20 protein-coding genes and 1 rRNA gene are annotated in these 22,148 nt (G+C 72.6%); 13 read left to right on the top strand and 8 right to left on the bottom strand.

The window, feature by feature from the left end; translation table 11 throughout:
* Positions 1 to 10 precede the first annotated feature (10 nt).
* Entirely contained in the window at positions 11 to 400 is a 390-nt protein-coding gene (locus HFV08_RS26640) for a metal-sensitive transcriptional regulator (protein WP_168543003.1), read from the top strand.
* A 320-nt stretch (positions 401 to 720) separates the two neighbouring features.
* On the opposite strand, the gene HFV08_RS26645 is transcribed toward HFV08_RS26640, so the two are convergent.
* Together HFV08_RS26645 and HFV08_RS26650 are read right to left on the bottom strand one after the other, a co-directional pair.
* Positions 721 to 939: a hypothetical protein gene (locus HFV08_RS26645; protein WP_312885838.1), complete on the bottom strand. Its 219-nt coding sequence runs from the start codon at positions 937 to 939 to the stop codon at positions 721 to 723.
* 413 nt (positions 940 to 1,352) lie between these two features.
* Positions 1,353 to 2,180 carry an SCO4651 family lipoprotein gene (locus HFV08_RS26650; RefSeq protein ID WP_168543005.1) on the bottom strand — a complete coding sequence of 276 codons (828 nt, stop codon included), beginning with the start codon at positions 2,178 to 2,180 and terminating at the stop codon, positions 1,353 to 1,355.
* A 105-nt stretch (positions 2,181 to 2,285) separates the two neighbouring features.
* Here HFV08_RS26650 and HFV08_RS26655 point away from each other — a divergent pair, with 105 nt between their 5' ends.
* From HFV08_RS26655 to HFV08_RS26665, 3 genes are all read left to right on the top strand, one after another.
* Positions 2,286 to 2,462: a hypothetical protein gene (locus HFV08_RS26655; protein WP_168543006.1), complete on the top strand. Its 177-nt coding sequence runs from the start codon at positions 2,286 to 2,288 to the stop codon at positions 2,460 to 2,462.
* Between the two features lie 296 nt (positions 2,463 to 2,758).
* Positions 2,759 to 3,847 (top strand): S1 family peptidase, encoded by a 1,089-nt coding sequence (locus tag HFV08_RS26660; RefSeq protein WP_376770730.1) that lies wholly within the window; start codon positions 2,759 to 2,761, stop codon positions 3,845 to 3,847.
* 245 nt (positions 3,848 to 4,092) lie between these two features.
* Entirely contained in the window at positions 4,093 to 5,670 is a 1,578-nt protein-coding gene (locus HFV08_RS26665) for an FAD-binding oxidoreductase (protein WP_168543007.1), read from the top strand.
* Between the two features lie 173 nt (positions 5,671 to 5,843).
* Here the strand turns inward: HFV08_RS26665 and HFV08_RS26670 are convergent, their stop codons facing one another.
* Positions 5,844 to 6,557: a phosphatase PAP2 family protein gene (locus HFV08_RS26670; protein WP_168543008.1), complete on the bottom strand. Its 714-nt coding sequence runs from the start codon at positions 6,555 to 6,557 to the stop codon at positions 5,844 to 5,846.
* Between the two features lie 269 nt (positions 6,558 to 6,826).
* On the bottom strand, positions 6,827 to 7,834 hold the full coding sequence (locus tag HFV08_RS26675) for a bifunctional lytic transglycosylase/C40 family peptidase (RefSeq protein ID WP_168543009.1): 1,008 nt from the start codon (positions 7,832 to 7,834) through the stop codon (positions 6,827 to 6,829).
* A 408-nt stretch (positions 7,835 to 8,242) separates the two neighbouring features.
* Between HFV08_RS26675 and HFV08_RS26680 the strand changes: the two genes are divergently transcribed.
* From HFV08_RS26680 to HFV08_RS26690, 3 genes are all read left to right on the top strand, one after another.
* A complete protein-coding gene (locus HFV08_RS26680) occupies positions 8,243 to 8,617 on the top strand; it encodes a hypothetical protein (RefSeq protein ID WP_168543010.1) in 375 nt (124 codons plus the stop codon).
* 235 nt (positions 8,618 to 8,852) lie between these two features.
* Positions 8,853 to 9,515, top strand: a complete 663-nt coding sequence (locus tag HFV08_RS32190; RefSeq protein ID WP_312885839.1) for an RNA polymerase sigma factor — start codon at positions 8,853 to 8,855, stop codon at positions 9,513 to 9,515.
* Entirely contained in the window at positions 9,505 to 10,287 is a 783-nt protein-coding gene (locus HFV08_RS26690; protein ID WP_168543012.1) for a hypothetical protein, read from the top strand. The genes HFV08_RS32190 and HFV08_RS26690 overlap by 11 nt, the downstream gene beginning before the upstream one ends.
* Positions 10,288 to 10,673: 386 nt before the next feature.
* Here HFV08_RS26690 and HFV08_RS26695 read toward each other — a convergent pair whose 3' ends face one another.
* Positions 10,674 to 11,276, bottom strand: a complete 603-nt coding sequence (locus HFV08_RS26695; protein ID WP_168543013.1) for a hypothetical protein — start codon at positions 11,274 to 11,276, stop codon at positions 10,674 to 10,676.
* A 952-nt stretch (positions 11,277 to 12,228) separates the two neighbouring features.
* Between HFV08_RS26695 and HFV08_RS26700 the strand changes: the two genes are divergently transcribed.
* The 6 genes from HFV08_RS26700 to HFV08_RS31935 all read left to right on the top strand — a co-directional run bounded on the left by HFV08_RS26700 (position 12,229) and on the right by HFV08_RS31935 (position 20,049).
* Entirely contained in the window at positions 12,229 to 12,537 is a 309-nt protein-coding gene (locus HFV08_RS26700; protein ID WP_030363595.1) for a DUF8827 family protein, read from the top strand.
* Positions 12,538 to 12,718: 181 nt separating this feature from the next.
* Entirely contained in the window at positions 12,719 to 13,564 is an 846-nt protein-coding gene (locus HFV08_RS26705) for a hypothetical protein (protein WP_210430812.1), read from the top strand.
* The gene (locus HFV08_RS26710; protein ID WP_168543014.1) at positions 13,554 to 14,858 is read left to right on the top strand and encodes a hypothetical protein; all 1,305 of its coding nucleotides are present in this window, start codon (positions 13,554 to 13,556) and stop codon (positions 14,856 to 14,858) included. The genes HFV08_RS26705 and HFV08_RS26710 overlap by 11 nt, the downstream gene beginning before the upstream one ends.
* The gene (locus HFV08_RS26715) at positions 14,855 to 16,417 is read left to right on the top strand and encodes an SCO6880 family protein (RefSeq protein ID WP_040251907.1); all 1,563 of its coding nucleotides are present in this window, start codon (positions 14,855 to 14,857) and stop codon (positions 16,415 to 16,417) included. Before HFV08_RS26710 ends, HFV08_RS26715 begins: the two co-directional genes overlap by 4 nt.
* Before the next feature lie 6 nt (positions 16,418 to 16,423).
* Positions 16,424 to 17,830: an ATP-binding protein gene (locus tag HFV08_RS26720; RefSeq protein WP_168543015.1), complete on the top strand. Its 1,407-nt coding sequence runs from the start codon at positions 16,424 to 16,426 to the stop codon at positions 17,828 to 17,830.
* 182 nt (positions 17,831 to 18,012) lie between these two features.
* On the top strand, positions 18,013 to 20,049 hold the full coding sequence (locus tag HFV08_RS31935; RefSeq protein ID WP_246342082.1) for a hypothetical protein: 2,037 nt from the start codon (positions 18,013 to 18,015) through the stop codon (positions 20,047 to 20,049).
* 48 nt (positions 20,050 to 20,097) lie between these two features.
* Here the strand turns inward: HFV08_RS31935 and HFV08_RS26735 are convergent, their stop codons facing one another.
* The 3 genes from HFV08_RS26735 to rrf form a co-directional block, all read right to left on the bottom strand.
* A complete protein-coding gene (locus HFV08_RS26735) occupies positions 20,098 to 21,042 on the bottom strand; it encodes an NADP-dependent oxidoreductase (protein ID WP_168543016.1) in 945 nt (314 codons plus the stop codon).
* Between the two features lie 156 nt (positions 21,043 to 21,198).
* Positions 21,199 to 21,798 (bottom strand): GNAT family N-acetyltransferase, encoded by a 600-nt coding sequence (locus tag HFV08_RS26740; protein WP_168543017.1) that lies wholly within the window; start codon positions 21,796 to 21,798, stop codon positions 21,199 to 21,201.
* A gap of 70 nt (positions 21,799 to 21,868) precedes the next feature.
* Positions 21,869 to 21,985, bottom strand: a 5S ribosomal RNA gene (rrf, locus tag HFV08_RS26745).
* Positions 21,986 to 22,148: the final 163 nt, after the last annotated feature.

Below are 22,148 nucleotides of genomic sequence, written 5' to 3' on the forward strand. Positions count from 1 at the left end.
GGAGGACGCGATGACGACCAGTGAAGCCGGGGCGGCGAGCGGCGGGGCGGCCCCGGCGCCCCGGGAGCGGGCGGGGCAGGGGCCCGGCACCGAGGTCGTCACGGACCACGACCGCGGGGTGCACGGCTACCACAAGCAGAAGGACGAGCACCTCAAACGACTGCGCCGGATCGAGGGCCAGATCCGCGGACTGCAGCGGATGGTCGACGAGGACGTCTACTGCATCGACATACTCACCCAGGTGTCCGCCTCCACCAAGGCGCTGCAGTCCTTCGCGCTCCAGCTCCTGGAGGAGCACCTGCGGCACTGCGTGGCGGACGCGGCACTCAAGGGCCCGGGCGAGGTGGACGCCAAAGTCGAGGAGGCCACCAAGGCGATCGGGCGGCTGCTGCGCACCTGAGGGGCATATGCGCCCTGGCCTGATCCCGATGAACTTGTCCACATGTCGGGACACGGTCATTTTTTGTCCACAGGCGTTCTTCGGCCAGCTGCCGTTTCTCGGCTTTTCCGCCCGCAGCCCGGCCGGGGCGGCGGGCACCCCCACCCGGCCGAGGAGACAGCGGCGCCTCGCGAGGCCGCCGGACGACGCACTGATGCCGTGCCCCCCGTCAGCGGGTGGACACGGCATCGGCTTCCCAGCGGCATCCGGTTTTCAGCGGCGCGCGCCTCTCAGTGGCGCCGGCTTCTCCGCGACAACGGTCTCCCGGTGGAGCCGGACTCTCAGTGCCGCTGGTTTCTCACCGGCGGGCGCCGTCTCTCCTCCGAGGGCCGACGGTGCCGCTCGTCGTGGACCCGGAGCACCTCGTCGATCCGGTCGGCGCTGAGCCGTTCCGCCCGGCTCGCCGAGGCGGCGATCATCAGTTCGCCGCAGAGTTCGATCTCGGCGAGGGCGACATGGTCGTGGACCGTTGCGCCGCGTATTCCGGCCACGCCGCTCACCTCCGCCCTCCGTCGGCTCACTCCGGGAAGCTCTTCCGGCTTCCCAGAGTAGGGAGGGGCGCACGGACGGCGCATGGCACGGACGGACCATTTCCGGCCCCCCGCCCGGGTACCGGTGGGCGTGGAACCGCCTGGACAGGGATCTTCGGTGCCGGGCGCGGCTGTTCGGTGACCGAGCCCACAAATCCAACGGCCGACGAAATCAAGCCCCGGGACGCGGTACGGGCCCATCGGACACCCGGCGGGGCACCCCTGACCTCGCGCGGGATCCCGCCGGAGCCTCGCGGTATCGCGCCGGGGCCTCCCGGTATCCCGCCGAAGCCCTGGTCAGCACCGGCGCCCGCGCGGAACACCCCCGGAGCCTCCGCGGGACCGCAGTCGTCGCGAGTCACCGCCGCCCCGGGGCCCCGCCCCTACTCCGCGATCTTCCCCGCGTAGATGTCCGCCGCCGCGGGCAACCGCACCTCGGCCGGCGCCCCGAACCCGTAGAGCAGCAGGGTCGAGGCGACCGCGACCGGCTCCGCGCGCCCCGCGTCGTAGACGAAGCGGTGGCGCAGCTTGCGCACCCGGCCCTGCTCGTCGAGGTACACCTCGAAGGGCACCCGGCTGCTGCCGAACCCTTTCGCCGCGGCGAGCAGCGGCCCCCGCTCCCCGGCGGGCAGGGTCCGGGCCGCCCGGCGCAGATCCGCGACACCCCGGTAGCGGCGCACCGGGACGCCCGCCAGATCGCCGCTGCCCGCGAAGACCACACCCCGCGCCCCGCGCAGGATCCGGGCCGCGGTGAGCGGATCGGTGGCCCCGCCGGTGACCAGGTTGCCGTCCGAGAGCGAGGCCGTCTCGATGCGCACCCACTTGTCGGCGGGGACCCCGGCACCGCGGTTCTTCATGTAGAGGGCGCCCGGCGAGAGGAGTTCGGTCAGCGGCCGGTGCTGCCGCTCGCCCGCCGGGTCCCGCGGCAGCAGCACCCGCAACTGCCCGAGCGCCCGCCGGAAGTCGTAGACGCCCTCGCCGCGGATGGTCACCCGGGTGCCGCCGGTGGCCATCTCCATCGAGGTGGTGGCCCGCGAACTGCCCGCCTCGGTCAGCGCCGCGGCGGCCCGGTGGACGGCCTCGGCCGGATCGCGCGGGGGGCGCGAGTCCACGGCCGCGCCGTCACCGGCACAGGCGCTCAGCGCCATCAGCCCCGCCGCGCACAGGGCGACGGCCGTACCTCCCGAAGGCGTCCGCCGCTGCCTCACCATCACTGCCATCCCCGTGCCGGATCCGGGCTCCCGTCGCTCCGGTTAACGACCGGTAGGGGCCGCCGTCACGCGTCTGGGTTCATCCGGCACGGGTACGTTGGGGGCGTGGCGCAGCAGCAGGAGGAGTCGGTCCCGGGCGGTCCCGGGGAACACCGCACGACAACCGTGGAGAACGGCCGCTTCTGCGCGGCCCGGTGCGGCTGCGGCTGGCGCGGCCCGGCCAGGCGGGCGCGCAGCAAGGCCCGCGCCGACGCCGAGGGCCACCTCGCCGCCCTCGGCTGAGCCCGCGCCGGCACCGCTCCCCCGCCGAGCCCGCGTGCGTACCCGCTCCCCCGCGCCCCGCGCACCCCCTCCGGTGCCGGGTGCTTCCTCACGCCCCCTCAGCCCGGGTGGGTGGCCCCGCAGTTGCGAGCGGTGCGGTATGCGGCAAATGTGTCGTTCCGGGAGATGCTGCGGACCGACCCCCGCTCCCGGATCCGGCCCGATCCCGACCAAGGGCCCCGGACGTGGTGCGCGAGATGCCCGGCGCCTCCCGGCCCGGCCGACCGGCCCGGCCCCGTCCCGCCTGGAGGTTCGCGTTGAAGCACGCCCGCCCCACCCCGCGTCACGCCGCCCGTCACTCGCTGCGGAGCACCGCGCTCGCCGCCGCCGGCGCGGCCCTCCTGCTCGGCGCCGCCGCGCTGCCCGCCGCGAGCGCCGCCCCCTCGCCCGACCCGCTGACGGCCGGGGCCGCCGCCCAACTGGCCGCGGACATCAGCGCCCAGCTCGGCCCGGCCGCCGCGGGTGCCTACTACGACGCCGTGAACCGCAGGCTCGTGGTCAACGTCCTCGACGAGAAGGCCGCCGACCGGGTGCGTGCCGCGGGCGCCGAGTCCCGTCTCGTCGCGCACTCCCTCGCCACCCTGGACGCCGCCCGCGCCACCCTCAAGGAGCGCGCCTCCGTGCCCGGCAGCTCCTGGGCGATGGACCCGAAGACCAACCGGGTCGTCGTCACCGCCGACCGCACCGTCACCGGCGAGCGGCTGGCGCGGCTGACCGAGGTGGTCGACTCCCTCGGCGACCGGGCCACCGTCACCCGTACGGCCGGGGAGTTCCGCCCGCTGGTCGCGGGCGGGCAGGCCATCTGGGGCGAGGGCGGGCGCTGTTCGCTCGGCTTCAACGTCACCAAGGGCGGCAAGCCGTACTTCCTCACCGCCGGGCACTGCACCGAGGCGATCGCCTCCTGGTCCGCGAAGCAGGGCGGTCCGGTCATCGCCAAGACGCAGAGCGGCAGCTTCCCCGGCGACGACTACGGACTGGCCAAGTACACCGGCGACACCCCGCACCCGAGCGCGGTCGACCTCTACGACGGCAGCCGCCAGAAGATCTCCAAGGCGGGCCAGGCCACCGTCGGCCAGCAGGTGACCCGCAGCGGCAGCACCACCAAGGTGCACGACGGCGAGGTCACCGCGCTGAACGCCACCGTCAACTACAAGGAGGGCGCGGTCGAGGGCCTGATCCGGACCGATGTCTGCGCCGAGCCCGGCGACAGCGGCGGCTCGCTCTTCGACGGCGAGAGCGCCCTCGGCCTCACCTCCGGCGGGAACGGCAACTGCACCATGGGCGGCGTCACCTTCTTCCAGCCGGTGGGCGAGGCCCTGCAGAAGACCGGTACGCAGATCGGCTGAGAAGACCGGTAACGGATCGGCCGACACGACCGTTGCCCGGATCGGCTGACCGCCCCGCGCACCGGCCCCGGACCGGCCGCCCTCCCCGGAGGCGGCCGGTCCCCGCATGTCCGGTCCCCATCTCCCGCCGCCCCGCGCCCCGTTCACATCCATCCGCGCGCAGGGGAACCCGACCCCTCACGGATGCCGTCTCGTTCACCGGGCAGGTAGTGAACCAACCGGGCCGGACGACGAGCGGAGGCGGCATGGAGCGGCGCAGGGTCCTGGAGGGTCTCGGGGGTCTCGGCCTCGGGTCCGCGGCGCTGGCGACCGGCGCGGCCACGGCCGCCTGCCGCCCCTCCGGCACCGGCGCGGACGGGGCCTCGACCCCGCCCGGCGACCCGAAGGGCACGGCCACCCGGACCGCCGCCTCCTCGGCGCCCGCCGACTGGAAGGCGCTCGCGAGCGACCTGGACGGGCTCCTGGTCCGCCCGGGCGACAAGGAGTGGGCCACCGCACGCCAGCTGTACAACACCCGCTTCGACGCGCTGAAGCCGACCGCGGTCGCCTATGTCGCCCACCTCGACGACATACGGACCACCCTCGCCTACGCCCGCGCCCACCGGATCCCGCTGGCCATCCGTAACGGCGGCCACTCCTACGCCGGTTACTCCTCCGGCGACGGCCGCCTGATCCTCGACGTCTCCCGGCTCGCCACGGTCCGGGTCAGCGGCAAGGAGGCGGTCGTCGGCGCGGGCGCCAAGCTCATGGACGTCTACCGGGGCCTGTCCCCGCGCGGGGTGACCATCCCGGCGGGCTCCTGCCCCACCGTCGGCATCAGCGGGCTCACCCTGGGCGGCGGCCACGGCGTCGCCTCCCGCGCCTACGGGCTGACCTGCGACAGCCTCATCTCGGCCACCGTGATGACCGCCGCGGGCAAGCAGCTCACCGCCGGCAAGGACGAGAACCCGGACCTGTTCTGGGCGCTGCGCGGCGCGGGCGGCGGCAACTTCGGCGTCGTCACCGAGCTGCGCTTTCGCACCCATGACGCGCCCGAGGGCGTCAGCGCCTTCCTGAGCTGGCCCTTCTCGCGGGCCGCCGCGGTGGTGAAGGCCTGGCAGGAGTGGGGGCCCGCCCAGCCCGACGAGATCTGGTCCTCGCTGCACCTGGACAACACCGAGGGCGGCACCCCGACCGTCTCCGTCGCCGCCTTCTCGCTGGGGAGTTACGGGGATCTGCAGAACGCGGTGGACCGGCTCGCGGACCGCGTCGGCGCCCCCGCGCGCAGCGTCTCGCTCAAGCGCCGCGCCTACCAGGCCGCGATGGACGTCTACGCGGGCTGCTCCGGCTACTCCGACGCGATGTGCCATCTGCCGGGCGAGACCCCGGGCCGCAACCGGGCGGGCGCCCTCGGCCGCGAGACCTACGCGGCCCGCTCCGACTTCTTCGACCGCTCGCTCTCCGCGGCCGGGATCCAGGCCCTGCTCGACCGCATCCAGTCGGTACGCGGCGGCAGCGGCGCCTTCTCGCTGACCGCGCTCGGCGGTGCCATCAACCGGGTCGATCCCGGCGCGACGGCCTTCGTGCACCGGCGCTCCCGCTTCCTCGCGCAGTACACCGGGGCCTGGCGGGCGGGGAGTTCGGGCACCACCGTCGAGTCCTGGCTGCGGAGCACGCACACCGCGATGCGCCGCCACGCCTCCGGCGCCGCCTACCAGAACTACATCGACCCGCGGCTGGACGACTGGCGCGGCGCCTACTACGGCACCGGCGCGGCCCGCCTCGCCCAGGTGAAGAAGAAGTACGACCCGGAGCGCTTCTTCTCCTTCGGGCAGGGGCTGTAGGGCGTCCCGCCCGTATCGGTGGATGCTTCGGGCCGGGGGCTTCAGCTCGCCGCTCGTACCGGCGGACGCCGCGGCCACGAGGCCGGAGGGCGCCGCTCGACCGCGGAAGCCGCCGGCCGAAGTGCCGACAGCTGCCGTGAACCCCCGTACAGCCGGCGGCTGGTGACGACCGTTCAGGCTGCCAGGTCGCGTTCCGAGGGCCCCTCGGGGCGGGGTTCGGGCAGCTCCAGCTGTTCGGCGGGTACGGAGGCGGGGCGCGGGGCGCTGACCAGCGCGCCGACCCGGGGCGCCCGCCCGACGGCCTTCATCAGGGGGGTGAGCAGGGCGGCGGCGCCGGGGGCGAGGAGCAGGGCGACCGCGGTGCCGAGCGCGAAGCCGCCGACCACGTCCGTCGGGTAGTTGACGCCCAGATAGACCCGGCAGGCGCCCTGGAGCAGCGCGATCCCGAGGGCCGCGAGGCCGAAGCCGCGGTGGGCGACGAAGAGGGCCGCGCCGATCGCCATGGCGAGGGTCGCGTGGTCGCTGACGAAGGAGAAGCCGTGGGTGCCCTCGGCGAGGACGTCCACATCCGCGTGGTCGGCGAAGGGGCGGGGGCGGCCGACGAAGTCCTTTATCGGAAGGTTCACCAGGAGGGCGAGCGCACCGGCGATCGGCGCCCACAGCACCGCCGCCGTCGAGGCGGCCGCCCGGTCCGGGTCGCCGCCGCTGCGCCGCAACTGCCACCAGCAGGCGGCGAGCAGCGGGATCAGGGCGAGCAGCAGCCCGTAGTTCCCGGCGGCCTCGACCGCGCGGTCGAACCAGCCCGGGGTGCTGCGGCTCAGGTGGTTGACGTCATGGAGCAGGCTGACGTCGGGGTTGGACCCCGATGCCTCGAGACCGGCGTTCACGCAGCGGCTCCTGTCTCTTCGTACCGGCGCGCGGGAACGCACCGGCCTTCCGGCCCCCCGTGGTCTTCAGTGCACACAGCAAAGGAACGCACACACCGTGTCGATACGTTCCACGATCTGCCGAAGGATCATCCACCCGTTATCGAAGAGAAATACGTCACCGCAGCTCAGAACGGGGTATCCGGCGCAGGGTTTCGGCCAAGCGCCCCCTTCCGCCCTCACCCGGCGTCACCGGCTCCGGCCGCCGCCCGCCCGTTTGCTCCGGCGATTCAGGCCTTGGCCGGGTTTGTCGGCAGCGCCTTCGCGCCATCCTTGGTGACCCGGGTGGCGCCGAAATAATCGGGAGTGTCGACCGGGTCGAAACGGATGACCGCCCCGGGCCGCGGCGCGTCGATCATGTAGCCGCCGCCGACGTAGAGCCCCACATGCCGGATCGCCCGCGAGTTGGTGAGATCGTCGGAGAAGAACACCAGGTCCCCGGGCAGGAGTTCGTCCCGGTCCGGATGTGGCCCGGCGTTGTACTGGTCGTTGGCCACCCGCGGCAGCGCGATCCCGACACTCTCGTACGCGGCCTTGGTCAGCCCCGAGCAGTCGAAGCGCCCGCCCTGGTCGGAAGTGCCGTTGCCGCCCCAGAGGTACTCGGTGCCGAGCTTCTTCTGCGCGTAGTAGATGGCGCTCGCGGCCTGCTGGGAGGGGTCGACCCGGGTGATCGGCCGGGCAAAGCTCTTCTCCAGGGTGGTGATGACGCGGACGTAGTTCTGCGTCTCCTGGTAGGGCGGCACCCCGGAGTACTTGATGACGGCGTAGGCGCCCGCGTTGTAGGCGGCCAGCATGTTGTGCGTCTGGTTGCCGGGCGCCTTGCGCACGTATTTGGCGAGATCGCAGTCGTAGGCGGCGGCCGAGGGGATGGCGTCGGCGGGGTCCCAGATGTCCCGGTCGCCGTCGCCGTCGCCGTCCATCCCGTGGGCGGCCCAGGTGCCCGGGATGAACTGCGCTATCCCGCGGGCGTCCGCCGGGCTCTTCGCCCGCGGGTTGAAGCCGCTCTCCTGGTACAACTGCGCGGCGAGCAGCGCCGGGTTGAGCGCCGGGCAGAGATTGCCCCACTTCTGCACCAGCGGCTGGTACGCGGCCGGTACGGCGCCCTTGGCCAGGCCCACCGAGCCGCCGCCGTTGCCGGTGGACATGTTCCCGGCGACCACGAAGGTGCCGATGAGCAGCAGCGCGACGAACGAGCACAGCGAACCGGCGAGCCCGCCGACGATCCAGACCTTGCGCACCGAGCCACTCCTCAACCGGGCGGAAGACAGCTTTCATTTCACCACGGAGGACGGCGCTGCGGAGCGGCTCGCGCGGGGTCCGGGCTCCCGCACAGGGCCCTTTCCGGCCGGACCCGCACCCGCGCCCGGCCGCCCCTCGCACCGGCAACTCTCACTCTGCGTCGCCCTCCTGACACACAGTAGGAGACCCCACCGACAGCGGCCCCTCGCGCGGCCGGCCGACCGGACGGCGGCCGTCCAGGAGACCCGCCCCCGGACCCGCCGCCCCACGACGGCAGAAAAAAACTCCCGAACGGTGTCATACGGATCGCCCTCCCCAGACGTATGGAGAGTGTCCGGCCGGACACCGCACTGACCAGAGCGGTCGGAGACCGCAGACAGAAACAGCAGACGAACGGGAGAAGAAAGATGACCAGGACTCGTGCCCGGATCCTCGGCGCACTGTCGGTGTGCGCGCTGACCGGCTCCCTCCTCGGCGCGGGCAGCGCCCTCGCCGCGGACAGCAAGGCGGGGGCCGACTGCGGCCCCCAGGAGGTCTGCTTCTGGCAGGACAACGACATGTCCGGCGCCCCCACCTGGCGCTGGTCCCCGGGCAGCGGCCAGCTGAACCTGCCGCCCGCCCTCCACGACAACGTCGGCTCCTTCGTGGCCAACGCCGCCGCCTGCTTCGTCGACACGGACCCGGCGGAGAGCCGCGCCGTGACCCCCGGGGACTACTCCAACGCCTATAAGGCGGACGGCAAGTTCGGCAGCAGGCTCGACCTCGTGAAACCGGCCTGCTGACCCTGCCGGCCGGGCCCCTCCACGGGGGCCGGGGCCCAGCCGGCGCTCCCCACCACGGAGCGCCCCGGGACACCGCGCGGGGTCCCGGGGCGCACTCGACCAGCCGGGCTCCGACCCGCGCGCCCTTTGCCCCCAAGTACTCCGAAAAGGGGCGAAGATGCCGATTACCCCACTCAAGCCACGGGCACGGGTGACCGCGACAGCACACGCGGCCATCACGGGGGAAGCACTGCACGTGCCACGCTCAGACCCCGGCGGCGGGCCGAAGACGTCCACGCCGCCACGACCCGACCATCCACCCGGTCCACGACCACCGGACGACCGGCTCCCCGCCAAGCCCGCCACCTCAGAAGGGAGTTCACCCGGCCCACCGGCCACCGAAGCCTCCCGCGCCTCCTTCGACGAGGTCTTCTGCTCCTTGCTCGACCGGCTGTACCGGCGGGCGGCGATGCTCGCGGGCACGCCCCACGCCGCGGAGGACGCCGTGCACGAGGTCTATCTGAAGATCGCCCCGCGCCCGCAGAAGTTCCTCGCCCACCCGGAGCCCTACGCCTACGCCTTCGCCACCCTGCTCAGCGTGCTGCGCAGCGGCTGGCGCCGGGAGCGGCGGCAGACCCCGGTCGCCGACATCCCGGAGTCGGCGAACTGGTCCTGGGACGGCGGCGTCGAGCAGCGCACCGCCGAACTGGAGGCGGTACGGCTCCTCGCGCAACTCTCCGTACGCCAGGCGGCCGTGGTGATACTCGTCGACCTGGACGGATACACCATCGACCGGGCCGCCGAGATCCTCTCGGTCCACCGCGGCACCGTGGCCCGGACCCGCGGCAGGGCCCTGCGCAAACTCAAGGGCTCCCTGAGCGACCTCCAGCGGGAAGGACGAGGGCGCGATGAGTCCTGACGACGAGGAAGACCCACAGCCCACCGCCGCCGCACTGCGCGCACGGCTCCGGGCCGCCGAGACGGAGATCCGGACGCCACCCGGCCTCTGGGAGCGGGTACGCGGCCCCGAGGCAGAGGGGGGCGTCCTGGCGGCGGGATCCGTCCCGGCCATCGGATCCGGCCCGGCGAAGAACACCCTCCTGTCCCACCTGCCCAATCTGTCCAAGAGGCCCGTCCTACGACGGGGACCCGTCCCGTCCCAGGGCTGCGTCCCGCCCGGGCGATCCGTCCCGCCCAGGCGCTTCGTCCCGCACGCCCGTGCCTCGCCTCGCGCGGGGCGCCGCCGCGCCGCTCTCTCGCTGACCGCCGCGCTCGCCGTCCTGCTCATCGGCGTCGGGGCCTGGCTGCTCCTCACCCCGGGTGTCCCGGACGGCCAGCACCCGGCCGGGCACGCGGCCCCGACCCTCACCGTCCACAACGCCGAGACGGCCTGCCGGGACCACCGCACCCTGGAGTGCGCCCTCAGGCTGGCGAGGACCCCGTACGGCCGCTATGCCGCCCCGGACAACGCGGCGGGCCATGTCTGGGGCCGCGACCGGCTCAGCGCCCGGTGCGTGGTGACGGACGGGACCCTGGTCCGGGACGAGAGCGGGATGACCTCCACCCGCTGGTACCTGGCCACCACCCGGGAGGGCACGACGGGTTGGCTGCCCGGGGTCCGGACGCGCAACACCACGGAGGTCCGCCTCTGCACGGCCGAGGAGGCCCGGGTACGGCCCGGGCGGGGCTGAGGAGGAGAGGAAGGGAGAGGGGAGGGAAGGGGGAGGAGGGAGGGGGAGGGGGAGGGGAACTGGCCACCCGAAGCCTGGGGCCCGGCTGCGGATCGGGCTGGGGACTGGCTGAGCGCCAGGCTGAGGAACTGGCCAAGGGGCCAGCCAATTTTCCGGCTGAAAACTCGGCCGAGGTGCGGACTGGAGACCCGGCCTCCGATCGCGCACTCCCCCGGGCAGACCCCCCGGGCAGACGGACTGCCCGCCCCGGGCCGGGAGGTGGCCGGGACGGGCAGTCGGTTCGCGGTGCGGGAGAGCTGGCCGGTCCGCCGGTGAGGGCGGGCGGCCGGAGAGGTGCGGCCCGGGCGGCCGGTGTCCAGGTGCGGGGCCCGGGCGGCGCCTCGGGGTCAGTCCGCGGTGATGGTCTGGCCCGGGGACATCTCGACGGTCGCCTTCAGCGCGACGGTGTCGCCGTTGTTGATGATGCCGAGGCAGCTGGCGTTGGAGGCGGTCAGGTCCTGGCTGGTGCCGTCGGCGATCAGCGCGCTCTTGGTGTTGTCGAAGTAGCCGTGCACGGTGCCGGTGAAGTCGGCCGAGCAGGCGGGGCCGGACACATGCGCGTTGACACCGGCGATCTCCCCGGTGACATGGTCCGGGTTGTCGGCGCTGACGCCGGTGATGTTGATGGCGTAGGGCGCGCCGTTCGTGGTGATCTCCAGGGTGAGACCCAGCGCCGAGCAGCCGTCGAAGGACAGGCTGTCGATGCTGCCGATCCCGGCGCCGTCGAGACCGGAGCCGCCCTTCACCGAACCGGTGCCGTCGGCGCTGTCACAGGCGAACTCACCGGAGTCCGTGACGACGGCGGGGTTGTCGGCGTGGGCGGTGACGGCGCCGCCCGGGGTGACGGTCCACGTGGCCTGGGGGGCAGCCGACGTGGAGGTGACGGCGAGGCCGAAGGCGGCGCTGCTCGCGGCAACGACGACGGCGGCCTTGCGTACGAGTTTGTGCATGGATGCGGTTCCTTCCTCGGTCGTGGCCGCATCAGTGGGGCTGCCCGGCGCCGGTGCCGGACACCGGAACAGGGCAGGGGGCATCGACACGACACACGTAACGGAAAAGCCAGCCAGGCCCGTTGGCTGACCCGATCGAGCACTCGCCGTGACGTTACGAGCAGGTAACCAGCAGCCGCAATACTCCGCCCCGCAGAAAACGGAGCGGCCGCCACCGCGGCCCGCCTTCTTGTCGGCGAGTGAGCAAGCGGCCCGTATTTCTTGTGCGCGGGTGAGCCTTTCCGGGACCGGGTGCCAGGGACGGGTGACGGGTGACGGGTGACGGGGTGAGCCTCTCCGCGACTCGGCGGAAGCCGGCCCAGCCCCCAGACCCCCACCCCCCAGCCCCAGCCCCTCCCACCCCGAGCTCGCGCCACCGAACCCGCGCCGCCGAACGGCACCGCCGGGACAGCCCCCGACGCCCGGATCCGAGCCGCCCGTCCCTCCTCCCGGCACCCGACCCGGCGGAATCCAGCCACGTTTCCCGTCCCGAACCCCCTTATCCGAAGGGCCAATCGAAGCGGGCACGTGTGTACGGATGCGCGGGCGCACGCCCCGCGCATCCACCCGTAGCGCTGCCGGACACGCAGAGCAGCCGCCCTGCCCAAGGCTTTTGACGGCAGGTCAGCCCATCGACGACGCCTCAGGCCTGCGACGAGATCCCTCCCGCCCGCTGAGGCGTCATTGCCCGGGGTCATCCGTCGTGATACACAGAGTGACCATACGATCCTTCGCAAGCCCGTTCCCGGCCCGAGCAGAGGGTCAACGGCGGGGCAGTCGGCGGATTGGCACGAAACCCGCCATGCAATGACGCCGAAGTCGACATCAGTCGGCGGGATCGTCAGCGAGAATGAGTGTGACCTCTGCGCGCTCGCAGAGGGTACGGAACTACCCGCTAGGGGCGGTGAGTTACATGCTTATGGCAGCCGAAAAGGGCGACATCAACACGATTATCGGCGGAATCGCCCCGGACTGGGGGCCGTTCGGGAGCCTGGGCAACGAAGCCCGGGTCATGATCGAGGTCGTCATGGCCGTCGCCATCCTGCTGTGCCTCGGCATCGCGATCTGGGGCGCGGCCAAGCAGCGCATCGGCGCCACGGCGCTGCGCGACACCTTCAGCGCCGAACAGGGCAAGGGCCTCATCATCGCGGGCCTGACCGGCGTCTTCATCATCGGTTCGCTGGGCACTCTGTTCACGATCGTCTACGGCATGGCGGTTTAGCGGCGCCGACTGCCCGGCCGGGCAGCCCCGGCCGTCCTCCCACCAGTTAGCCCGTCATGCCCACCGGCCGAGGTTGCGTCCCCTTGATGTCCACTATCCACAGCTCCCCAAGACGGCGTCCCACACGGCTACCGTCGTACGGAACGGCGTTTCGGCACGAGTACAAGGGGGCGGACGAGGCATGAGCCCGAGCGACGAGCACGGCTACGGCGGCGAGACGCGCGCGGACGACGGCTTCGGCGGCTCCGGACAGACCCGCACCCGGCTGCCCGAACGCGGTGGCGAACCCTACGGCGGCACCCGCCGCCGCTCCTCCTCGCGCAGCCTGGCCACGGTGATGGGCGTGGTGGTCCTCCTGATCGCCGCCATCGCCTTCGCCAACCGCGGCACCGACGACTCCTCCGGCGGGGACGAGGACGGCGGCGGTCCGGCCGCCGCCCCCACGGCGCCCACCGGGGGCAAACCCGTCGCCGGCAAGAACGGCGCCATCCCCTCGGGCTTCGGCCACGACGCCCAGGGCGCGGAGAGCGCGGCGGCGAACTACGCGGTGGCGCTGGGCTCGGCGGAGATGTTCGACAAGGCGGCGAGACAGTCCATCGCCCAGGCCGTCTACACACCCGACCAGGCGGCCCGCCGCCAGGCCGACCTCGACAAGGTGTACTCGGACCCGGCCTTCCTCCGCCGTATCGGACTGGAGAAGAACGGTGCCGCGCCGGAGGGCTCGACCTTCGTCTCGCGCATCATCCCGGTGGGTACCAAGACCAAGAAGGTCTCGGCCGATACGGCGAGCGTCGAGGTCTGGTACTCCTCGCTGTTCGGTCTCTCCGGGGTCACGTCGAAGAACCCCGTCAGCGAGTCCTGGTACACGTCGACATACAAGCTGAAGTGGGTGGGCAACGACTGGAAGGTCGAGGACTTCAGCCAGAAGGACGGTCCGGTTCCCGTGAACGGAGACCAGAGAGCGTCCACCGCCGATGACATGTCCAAGGCCGTCGAGCAGTACGGAGGATTCACGTATGCCCGCTAGCCGGCGCCGACGCGTCCTCTCGCTGACCGCCTCGCTCTCCGCGGTCCAGGCGGCAGTCTTCCTCTGGGCGACCCGTGCCGTGGCCGCCCCGGACCCCGACCCCGGCGACGACTCCTGCGAGCTGATCCGCGGTCCCGCCAAGCGCTACTGCGAAAGCGGCAGCAGCGGAAGCAACCGCCAGCCCCCCGACGACCCCTCCGTCGAATCCCCCCTCGACCCCCTCTCCTCCCTCTCCAAGGCCTGTGCCGAGGCCGCCTCCTGGACGGTGGACAAGCTGTCCGAGGCGGTGAAGGAGACCGCGCAGGTCGACTACACCAACCCGAAGTTCCTCCAGCAGTACGCGGTGGTCTTCGCCGCCTCGACCGTGCTGACGCTGCTGTTGTGGCTGCTCGCGGTGGCGAAGCGGGCGGTGCGCGGGGTACCGCTGACGACGGCGATCTCCGAGGCGATCGGCTTCCTCTGGCTGACGGTGCTGGCCTCCGCCTTCACCCCGCTGATCCTCTACACGGTCGTCTCCGCCACGGACAGCATCACCGACGTCCTCGCGAAGACGACGGGCAGTCAGACGGACGTCTTCTTCGGCTCGTTCTCGGGTGCCCTGAAGAAGGGCGAGGACATCGGCGGCGGCCCGATCATGCTGATCGTGGTCTCCCTGGTGTCGATCCTGGCCGCCGGGGTGCTCTGGCTGGAGCTGGTGATCAGGGCCGCGCTGCTCTACGTGGGCGCGCTGCTCGGCACCGTGGTCTACGCGGGCCTGGTCGACAAGAACCTGTGGACGCATGTGCGCCGCTGGGCCGGGATCATGATCGCGGTGATCCTGGCGAAGCCGGTGATCGTGATCGTCCTCGGGCTCGCCGGAGCGCTGTCCAGCGACGGCGGCCCCGACTCCTTCTCCGCCGTGGTCTCCGGGCTGGCCATCATCCTGCTCGCGATCTTCGCCAGTGCGATGATCTACCGCTTTGTGCCGGGCTTTGGCGACGAGATCGCCGCCGGGCGCAACAACCGCCTCACCCAGGGCGCCGAGAACCGCGCGGCGGCCGTGATCAGTTCGCCCGCCGCCCTGGTCTCCCAGGGCATCAAGGCGCACAGCAGCCGCGCCGACTCCGGCGGTGGGGGCGGTGGCGGAAGCGACGCCCGCCCCTCGAACCCGGTCAGCGGCGGGGTGGCCGCCCACAGCAGCCGCGGCGGCGACAGCGGCGGCGCACCGCCACCCCGTACCAGCCCGGCGAACACGCCGCATGCCGGGAACCGCAGCGCGAAGAGCGCCAACCGCTCGGGAGGTGAAGGGCGTTGACGACGGAACTGACGCACGCCTCGCATCCGGTCACGCCCCGCCGCACGTATCTGATCGGCCGCGCCCGGCCGAACGCGATCGTCGGCCGCAACCGCGAGACCGGAGAGATCGCGCTCATCATCGCCGGCGCCTTCCTGGGCATGATGTGCGGACTGCTCGTGCCCGTGCTGAGCATGCGGATCGTGCTGCTCATGGGGTTCCCGATGCTGGCCTTCGCCGCGGTCTACGTGCCGTACAAGGGCCGTACCTTCTACAAGTGGTTCGAGATCAACCGGAGTTACAAGCGGCTGCTGCGGCGGGGCACCGGGTACAAGTCGGCGAGTGTGGAGGCCGGGACCCGGATCGACGGGCGGGAGGTCGAGGTCGGGCCGCCGCCCGGGATCGGCCGGATCAGCTGGCTGGCGGCGCCCTTCGGCCCCGACGAGATCGCGGTGCTGCTGCACGCCGACCGCCGGACCGTCACCGCCGCCATCGAGATCGAGGGCCCCGGGGTCGGCCTGCGCGACTCGGAGGACCAGGAGGCGCTGGTCGACCGCTTCGGCACCCTGCTCAAGCACGTGGCCAACGGCGACGGCTTCGTCACCCGGCTCCAGATGCTCGCCCGTACGCTGCCCGCCGACCCGGACGCGCACGCCAAGGACGTCGCCCAGCGCGGGGACGACCGGTCGCCGCGCTGGCTGCAGGGCTCCTACGAGCAGTTGCAGTCGATGGTGTCGACCAGCAGCGAGCAGCACCGCGCCTACCTGGTGGCCTGCATGCACTACTCGCGGGAACTCGCCGCCGAGGCGCAGGCGATGGCGCGGGCCGCGCGCGGGCACGGCGGCCGCAAGCTGGACCGCGACGCGGGCCTCGCCGTGGTGATGGCCCGTGAACTGACCGATATCTGCTCGCGGTTGCAGGAGGCCGACATCCGGGTCCGCCAGCCGCTCGGCCAGGGCCGGCTCTCCTCGCTGGTGCACTCGATGTACGACCCCGACCACCCGATCGACCACATCCAGGCGATGACCCAGCGCAACACCTGGCCCGCCGAACTCGACGCCATGGAGCCGACGTACCTCCAGGCCAAGACCCGCGAGTCCAGCACCCGGGCGCCCTGGTGCCATGCCACGGCCTGGGTGAAGGAGTGGCCGATGACCCCGGTCGGGGTGAACTTCCTGGCGCCGCTGCTCGTGCACACCCCGGATGTGATCCGCACGGTCGCCGTCACCATGGACCTGGAGCCCACCGAGATCGCCATCGAGCGGATGCTGACCGAGAAGACCAACGATGTCGCCGACGCCAGCCGCGCCGCCAAGATGAACCGCACCGTCGACCCCCGCGACATCGCCGCGCACTCCCGGCTCGACCAGCGCGGCGAGGACCTCGCGAGCGGCGCCGCGGGCGTCAACCTGGTCGGCTACATCACCGTCTCCTCGCGCAACCCCGAGGCGCTGGCCCGCGACAAGCGCACGATCAGAGCCTCGGCGGGTAAGTCGTATCTGAAGCTCGAATGGTGCGACCGCGAGCACCACCGGGCCTTCGTCAACACGCTCCCGTTCGCCACCGGCATCCGGAGGTAGGCCCAGATGAGGGACCCGCTGTCGATCCTCACGGACGCCTTCACCTCCTTCCTCTTCGGAAAGGTCGAGACGACCCGCCTGCCGGTGCGCACCTCCACCGGCCAGGCCCAGGCCGTCTACCTGCCGACCGCCGCCCCCGGCCTCGGCGACTCCGGCGTGATCATCGGCCGGGAGGTGTACTCCGGCAAGGGCTATATCTACGACCCCTTCCAGCTCTACGGGCAGCAGCTCCCGGCGCCGCACTGGCTGGTGCTCGGCGAGTCCGGCAACGGCAAGTCGGCGCTGGAGAAGACGTACGTACTGCGGCAGTTGAGATTCCGCGACCGGCAGGTGGTGGTCCTCGACGCGCAGGGCGAGGACGGTGTCGGCGAGTGGAACCTGATCGCCGAGGAGCTGGGCATCACGCCGATCCGGCTCGACCCGACGGCCGCCCTGGACATGGGCATCCGGCTCAATCCGCTGGACCCCTCGATCACCTCGACCGGCCAGCTGGCGCTGCTGCGCACCATCATCGAGGTGGCGATGGGCCACGGCCTGGACGAGCGCGCCGGTTTCGCGCTCAAGGTCGCGCACGCCTACGTCAACGAGACCATCACCAGCCGCCAGCCCGTACTGACCGACATCGTCGAGCAGTTGCGGCATCCCGAGCCGGACTCGGCCGAGGCGATGAATGTCGCCCTGGAGGACGTGCGGGCCTGGGGCCTCGACGTGGCGCTGGTCATCGACCGCCTGGTCGACGGTGACCTGCGCGGCATGTTCGACGGGCCGACCACGGTCGGCATCGACCTGGACGCGCCTCTGATCGTCTTCGACCTCTCGCACATCGACCGCAACTCGATCGCGATGCCGATCCTGATGGCGATCGTCGGTGTCTGGCTGGAGCACACCTGGATCCGGCCCGACCGCAAGAAGCGCATCTTCCTGGTGGAAGAGGCCTGGCACATCATCAACTCCCCTTTCGTGGCGCAGCTGTTCCAGCGGCTGCTGAAGTTCGGGCGGCGGCTCGGCCTCTCCTTCGTGGCGGTGGTCCACCACCTCTCGGACGTGGTGGACGGGGCGGCCGCCAAGGAGGCGGCGGCGATCCTGAAGATGGCCTCGACCCGGACGATCTACGCGCAGAAGGCGGACGAGGCGAGAGCCACCGGCCGGGTGCTCGGGCTGCCGCGCTGGGCGGTGGAGATCATCCCGACCCTCACCCCCGGCATCGCGGTCTGGGACGTCAACGGCAATGTGCAGGTGGTCAAGCATCTGATCACCGAAACCGAACGCCCGCTGGTCTTCACCGACCGCGCGATGACCGAGGCCTCCGCCCGGGAGGACTTCGAGCACGACGCGCTGCGCGCCGCCGAGATCGAGGCCGAGCAGCGGGCCGCGTACATGGAGCGGCAGATGAACGACTCCACGGTGGCGTAGGGCGCGGGTGTGCGCCCCGGCACACTCCGGGGCGCGGGCGCCGGCGGGCGGACCGGGCGACCAACGGCGGTGCCGGGCCTGCGACGATGGCACCGGCACCGGAGGACGGCAAGCCGCGGCCGGGCAGGAGGGCGGCGGCCTGGAACGAGGGACGTGGCCCCAGATGACGGACGTGGCCTGAGATGCGCGACACCGGACGCGAGCCCCCGCGCCGGGGCGAGGAGAAACCGGAAGGCGGGATCCCGGACGGCCTGCTGATCGGCGTGCTGGCCTTCCTCCTCGGCCTCACCGCGCTCACCTGGACCTCCACCGGCCTCGCCGGGCTCTTCTCCAAGGGCGCCTGGCCGGACGGGGTCGGCCTCGGCAACACCCCGGGGGCGATGCGGGAGTTGATGCAGGAACCGCACGACCTGCCCGGCGCCTGGCCCGGCACGCCGAAGGAGCAGCTGAGCGGATACGGCCTGTTCTGGGGCCTGTTCATCGGGCAGCTGCTCGTCCTCGTCGTGCTGACCGTCTTCGTGATGGGCACCGTGGCCCGCTGGCGCGCCGTCCGCGCCCGCAAGCGCGCGGCCCTCGCCAAGGCCCGCGCCGAGCAGGCGGAGGAGCGGGACCGCCGGTACGAGGAGCAGGCCCGCGGAGCCACCCGGGGCCGCTCCGCCAAGGACCTCCCCGACCGCGGCGACCTCGACGGCGGCGCCCCGCTGTCGGAAAACCCGTACGCGGCGCACAAGTCCGCCACCACGGATGCCCCCGGCACCCACGCCCACGACGGCCACCGCCAACCCGGTTACGACCAGGCGGAGTTCGCCCGCCAGCGCGCCGAACTGGAGCGGGACCGCGCCGTCTTCGAACGCGAGCGCGCCCAGGCCGAACTGGAGCGGGAGCGCGCGGAGTTCGCCCGCGCACGCGAGGCCTACGGGGCGACCGCGGGCGGGGCCGGGACAGCCACCGGCGGTGCGACGGGCCTCCACGGCGCGGCAGACCCCGGAGGCCCGGCAAGCCCCGGAGCCACCCCCGCTCCCGGTACCGCCGCGGCACCCAACTCCCGTACGGGAGACGGCTACCGAGACGGCGAAAGCGGCACCCACGGCGTCGGTGACGCCCAACCGGAGCCCCAGGGAACGGCGTTCGCCTCCAGCACGGCCAACACCGCTCCCTTCACAGCCAGTACGCCCACCCCCGAGCCCGTCGCCGGGGCGGCACCCTCCGGCGTACCCCACCCCGCCTCAGGGACCGGCGGCGGGATCGCGCAGCCCCTGGCCCCCGCCGGTTTCGCCGCCTCGCTGCCCACGCCCCGCTCCCCGCTGGTCCTCGGCCCGGCCGGGACCCGGCGGCCCGCCGCGGTGCGGGCCGTGCAGGACGCGGAGGGGCCCGCCCTGGTGGTCACCTCGGATCCCACGCTCTGGGCGGAGACCAAGGACGGGCGCGCCAAGCTCGGCCCGGTCCTGGTGTACGACCCGCTGCACCTGTGCGACACCCCGGCGCGCCTGCACTGGTCCCCCACCCGGGGCTGCGAGGACCGCGCGGTGGCGGCGGCCCGCTCGCGGGCGCTGCTCGCCCCGGTGCGGCCGACCGCCCGGGTCGACGCGCTGCTCGCGGAGACCGCGGAGACGCTGCTGCGCAGCTTCCTGCACGCGGCGGCCGTGGACGGCAGGCAGTTCAAGCACGTCCACCGGTGGGCGCAGGGCACCGGGGTGCAGGAGGCGGTACGGATCCTGCGCGCCCATCCGAAGGCGGCCTCCGGAGCCGCGGGCGAGCTGGAGGCCGCGCTCACCGCCTATCCCGAACGCCGCGACATGGCACAGGAGTTGACGTCCCGTTCGCTGGCGGCGCTGTTTTCGGTGCATATCCGCGAGGCATGCGCACACAATCGGACGGATGCCGTCACGCTGGATTCCTTCGTCCATGAAGGGGGCACCCTGTATCTGGTGGGCGAGCCCATCGAGGACCCCAGAACACAGCCCGGGGCGATGCCGCTCCTGACCGCCCTGGCTTCGAGCGTGGTCGAGCACGGCCGGGGCATGGCCGCACGGTCATCTTCCGGTCGGCTCGACCCACCACTCACCCTGGTCCTCGACGACGTGGCCGCGGTCGCCCCGCTCCCCCAACTCCCCGAACTCCTCAGCAGGGGCCCGGAGCAGGGCCTTCCGACGCTCGCCCTGCTCCGCTCCCGGGAACAGGGTCGCGCCCGCTGGCCGGATGCCGAACTGCCCGCCTGAGCACAGCACTTGGCTCCCGTTTCCGGGAAAGCAGAGGCTCTGCGGGAGTCAGGAGAAGTCGAGCACCAGCCGTCCGCGCAGGCCGCCGGCGGCCAGCATGCGGTGGGCCCTGGCCGCTTCCTCGGCGGGCAGCACCTCGGCGACGCGCAGCGTCAGGGTGCCGTCCTCGGCCTGACGGCGGAGCCGGTCCAGCCGCTCCGTGTCGGTGAGGGCGTCCGCCACCATCACCGGGCTCACGCGGACGCCGCGCTCGGCCGGGCCGGTCCAGCCCCGCAGCTCGGCCAGCGCCCCGCCGTCGGCGACCGCGGGGACGACCTCGGTGGTCTGCAGGGAGCCGTCCACCAGACCGGGGACCCCGGCGGGCACCAGCGCGCGGATCCGCGCGGCGACCTCGGCGCCGCGCTCGACAAGGCGGTCGGCGCCGAAGCCGCGCACCAGCTCGACGTCGCGCGGGGCGGCGTCCGCGATCACCGTCAGCCCCTCGTCCTTGGCCAGCTCGACCGCGTAGCCGCCGACGGCACCGGCCGCTCCGGTCACGGCGACGGTTGCGCCTCGGGGCACGGCCAGCGCGTCCAGGGCGAGGCGTGCGGTCAGGGCGTTCATGAGCAGCGTGGCGGCGGCCGGGAAGTCGGCACCCTCCGGGGCGGGCACCACCGAGGCGGCCGGGACCACGACCTGCTCGGCATAGGCCCCGCCGTGCCGAGAGGTGAACAGCACCATGGCCACCACCCGCTGCCCGAGGGCGAGCCGGCCGTCGCTGCCGGGCCCGAGCTGGTCGATCACCCCGGCCGCGTCCATGCCGGGCACGAACGGAGGCCGGCGGTCGGGCATACGGGCGGCGTGACCGCCGGTACGCAGCAGGGCATCGGTCGGGTTCACCGCGGCCGCGTGCACCCGGATGCGGACCTCACCGGGCCCCGCCTGCGGTTCCGGCAGATCAAGAACCCGCAGCACTTCCGGGCCGCCGAACTGATGGACACCAAGAGCCTTCATGCCCCCGGCCAACCCGCCGCACCGCGGCCGTATTCCCGCGGACTCCCGCCCGCGCACGGGGCGTACGCCGTCCCGACGTACCGCCGCCGTGGAACGTCCCCGCGCCGCCCGGCCGTTCAGCTGCTGAACCGTTGAACCGTTCCGCTGTTGAGCTGTTCAGCCGACGGACGGTCGGAGCACGTACTCCAGCTCGTTCGCCTCCGCGCCGTCCGGTTCCGGCACCGCGACCCCGGACGGTACGAAGCCGAACCTGCGGTAGAAGCCCTCAGCGCGCGCATTGCGTTCATGGACGAGGAGGCGGACCCGCTCCACGGCGGGCACCTCGTGCGCCCACTCGACGGCCGCCCGGAACAGATCCTCGGCCAGACCCCTGCCCCGCGCCCCGGCCCGTACGAAGACGCCGACCAGATGGGCCTGCCGGTGCACCACCGGGAGGCCGAAGGGGTCGGTGCTCCCGGCTTCCTCGATGAGCACGGTGACGGTGCCGTCCCAGCGCCCGTCGCCCGCGCGCTCGGCGACGAACTGCGCCACCGTGGTCCCCTCGGCGGCATGACGGGCCCGGTCCTGCCAGAAGACCTGGGGCTGACCGGCCGCGTTCGCGTAGCTCTCCAGGAAGGCCAGCGGGGCGAGCGGATCGAGCAGCGCGGCGAGCCGCAGCTCGCGGACGGCTGGCCAGTCCTCGGCGCGGACCGGCGCACAACATGCTGAAGCTGCCTGGGAGCGTTCATCCCCCGATCCTGGAAGGTCGCCCCGCACGGCGCAAGGCAGTAAATGAGAAAAGCCCCCGTACCGGTTCTCCCGGTACAGGGGCTCTTCTCTACATTTAGTTCGGCGGCGTCCTACTCTCCCACAGGGTCCCCCCTGCAGTACCATCGGCGCTGTAAGGCTTAGCTTCCGGGTTCGGAATGTAACCGGGCGTTTCCCTCACGCTATGACCACCGAAACACTATGAAACACACAACCGAAGCCACACCACCACCCAGAAATCGGGTGTGGGGCAGCGGTTGTTCGTGGTTTCAGAACCAACACAGTGGACGCGAGCAACTGAGGACAAGCCCTCGGCCTATTAGTACCGGTCAACTCCACCCCTCACAGGGCTTCCATAT

This window comes from Streptomyces physcomitrii, assembly GCF_012273655.1.
Classification (GTDB): domain Bacteria; phylum Actinomycetota; class Actinomycetes; order Streptomycetales; family Streptomycetaceae; genus Streptomyces; species Streptomyces physcomitrii.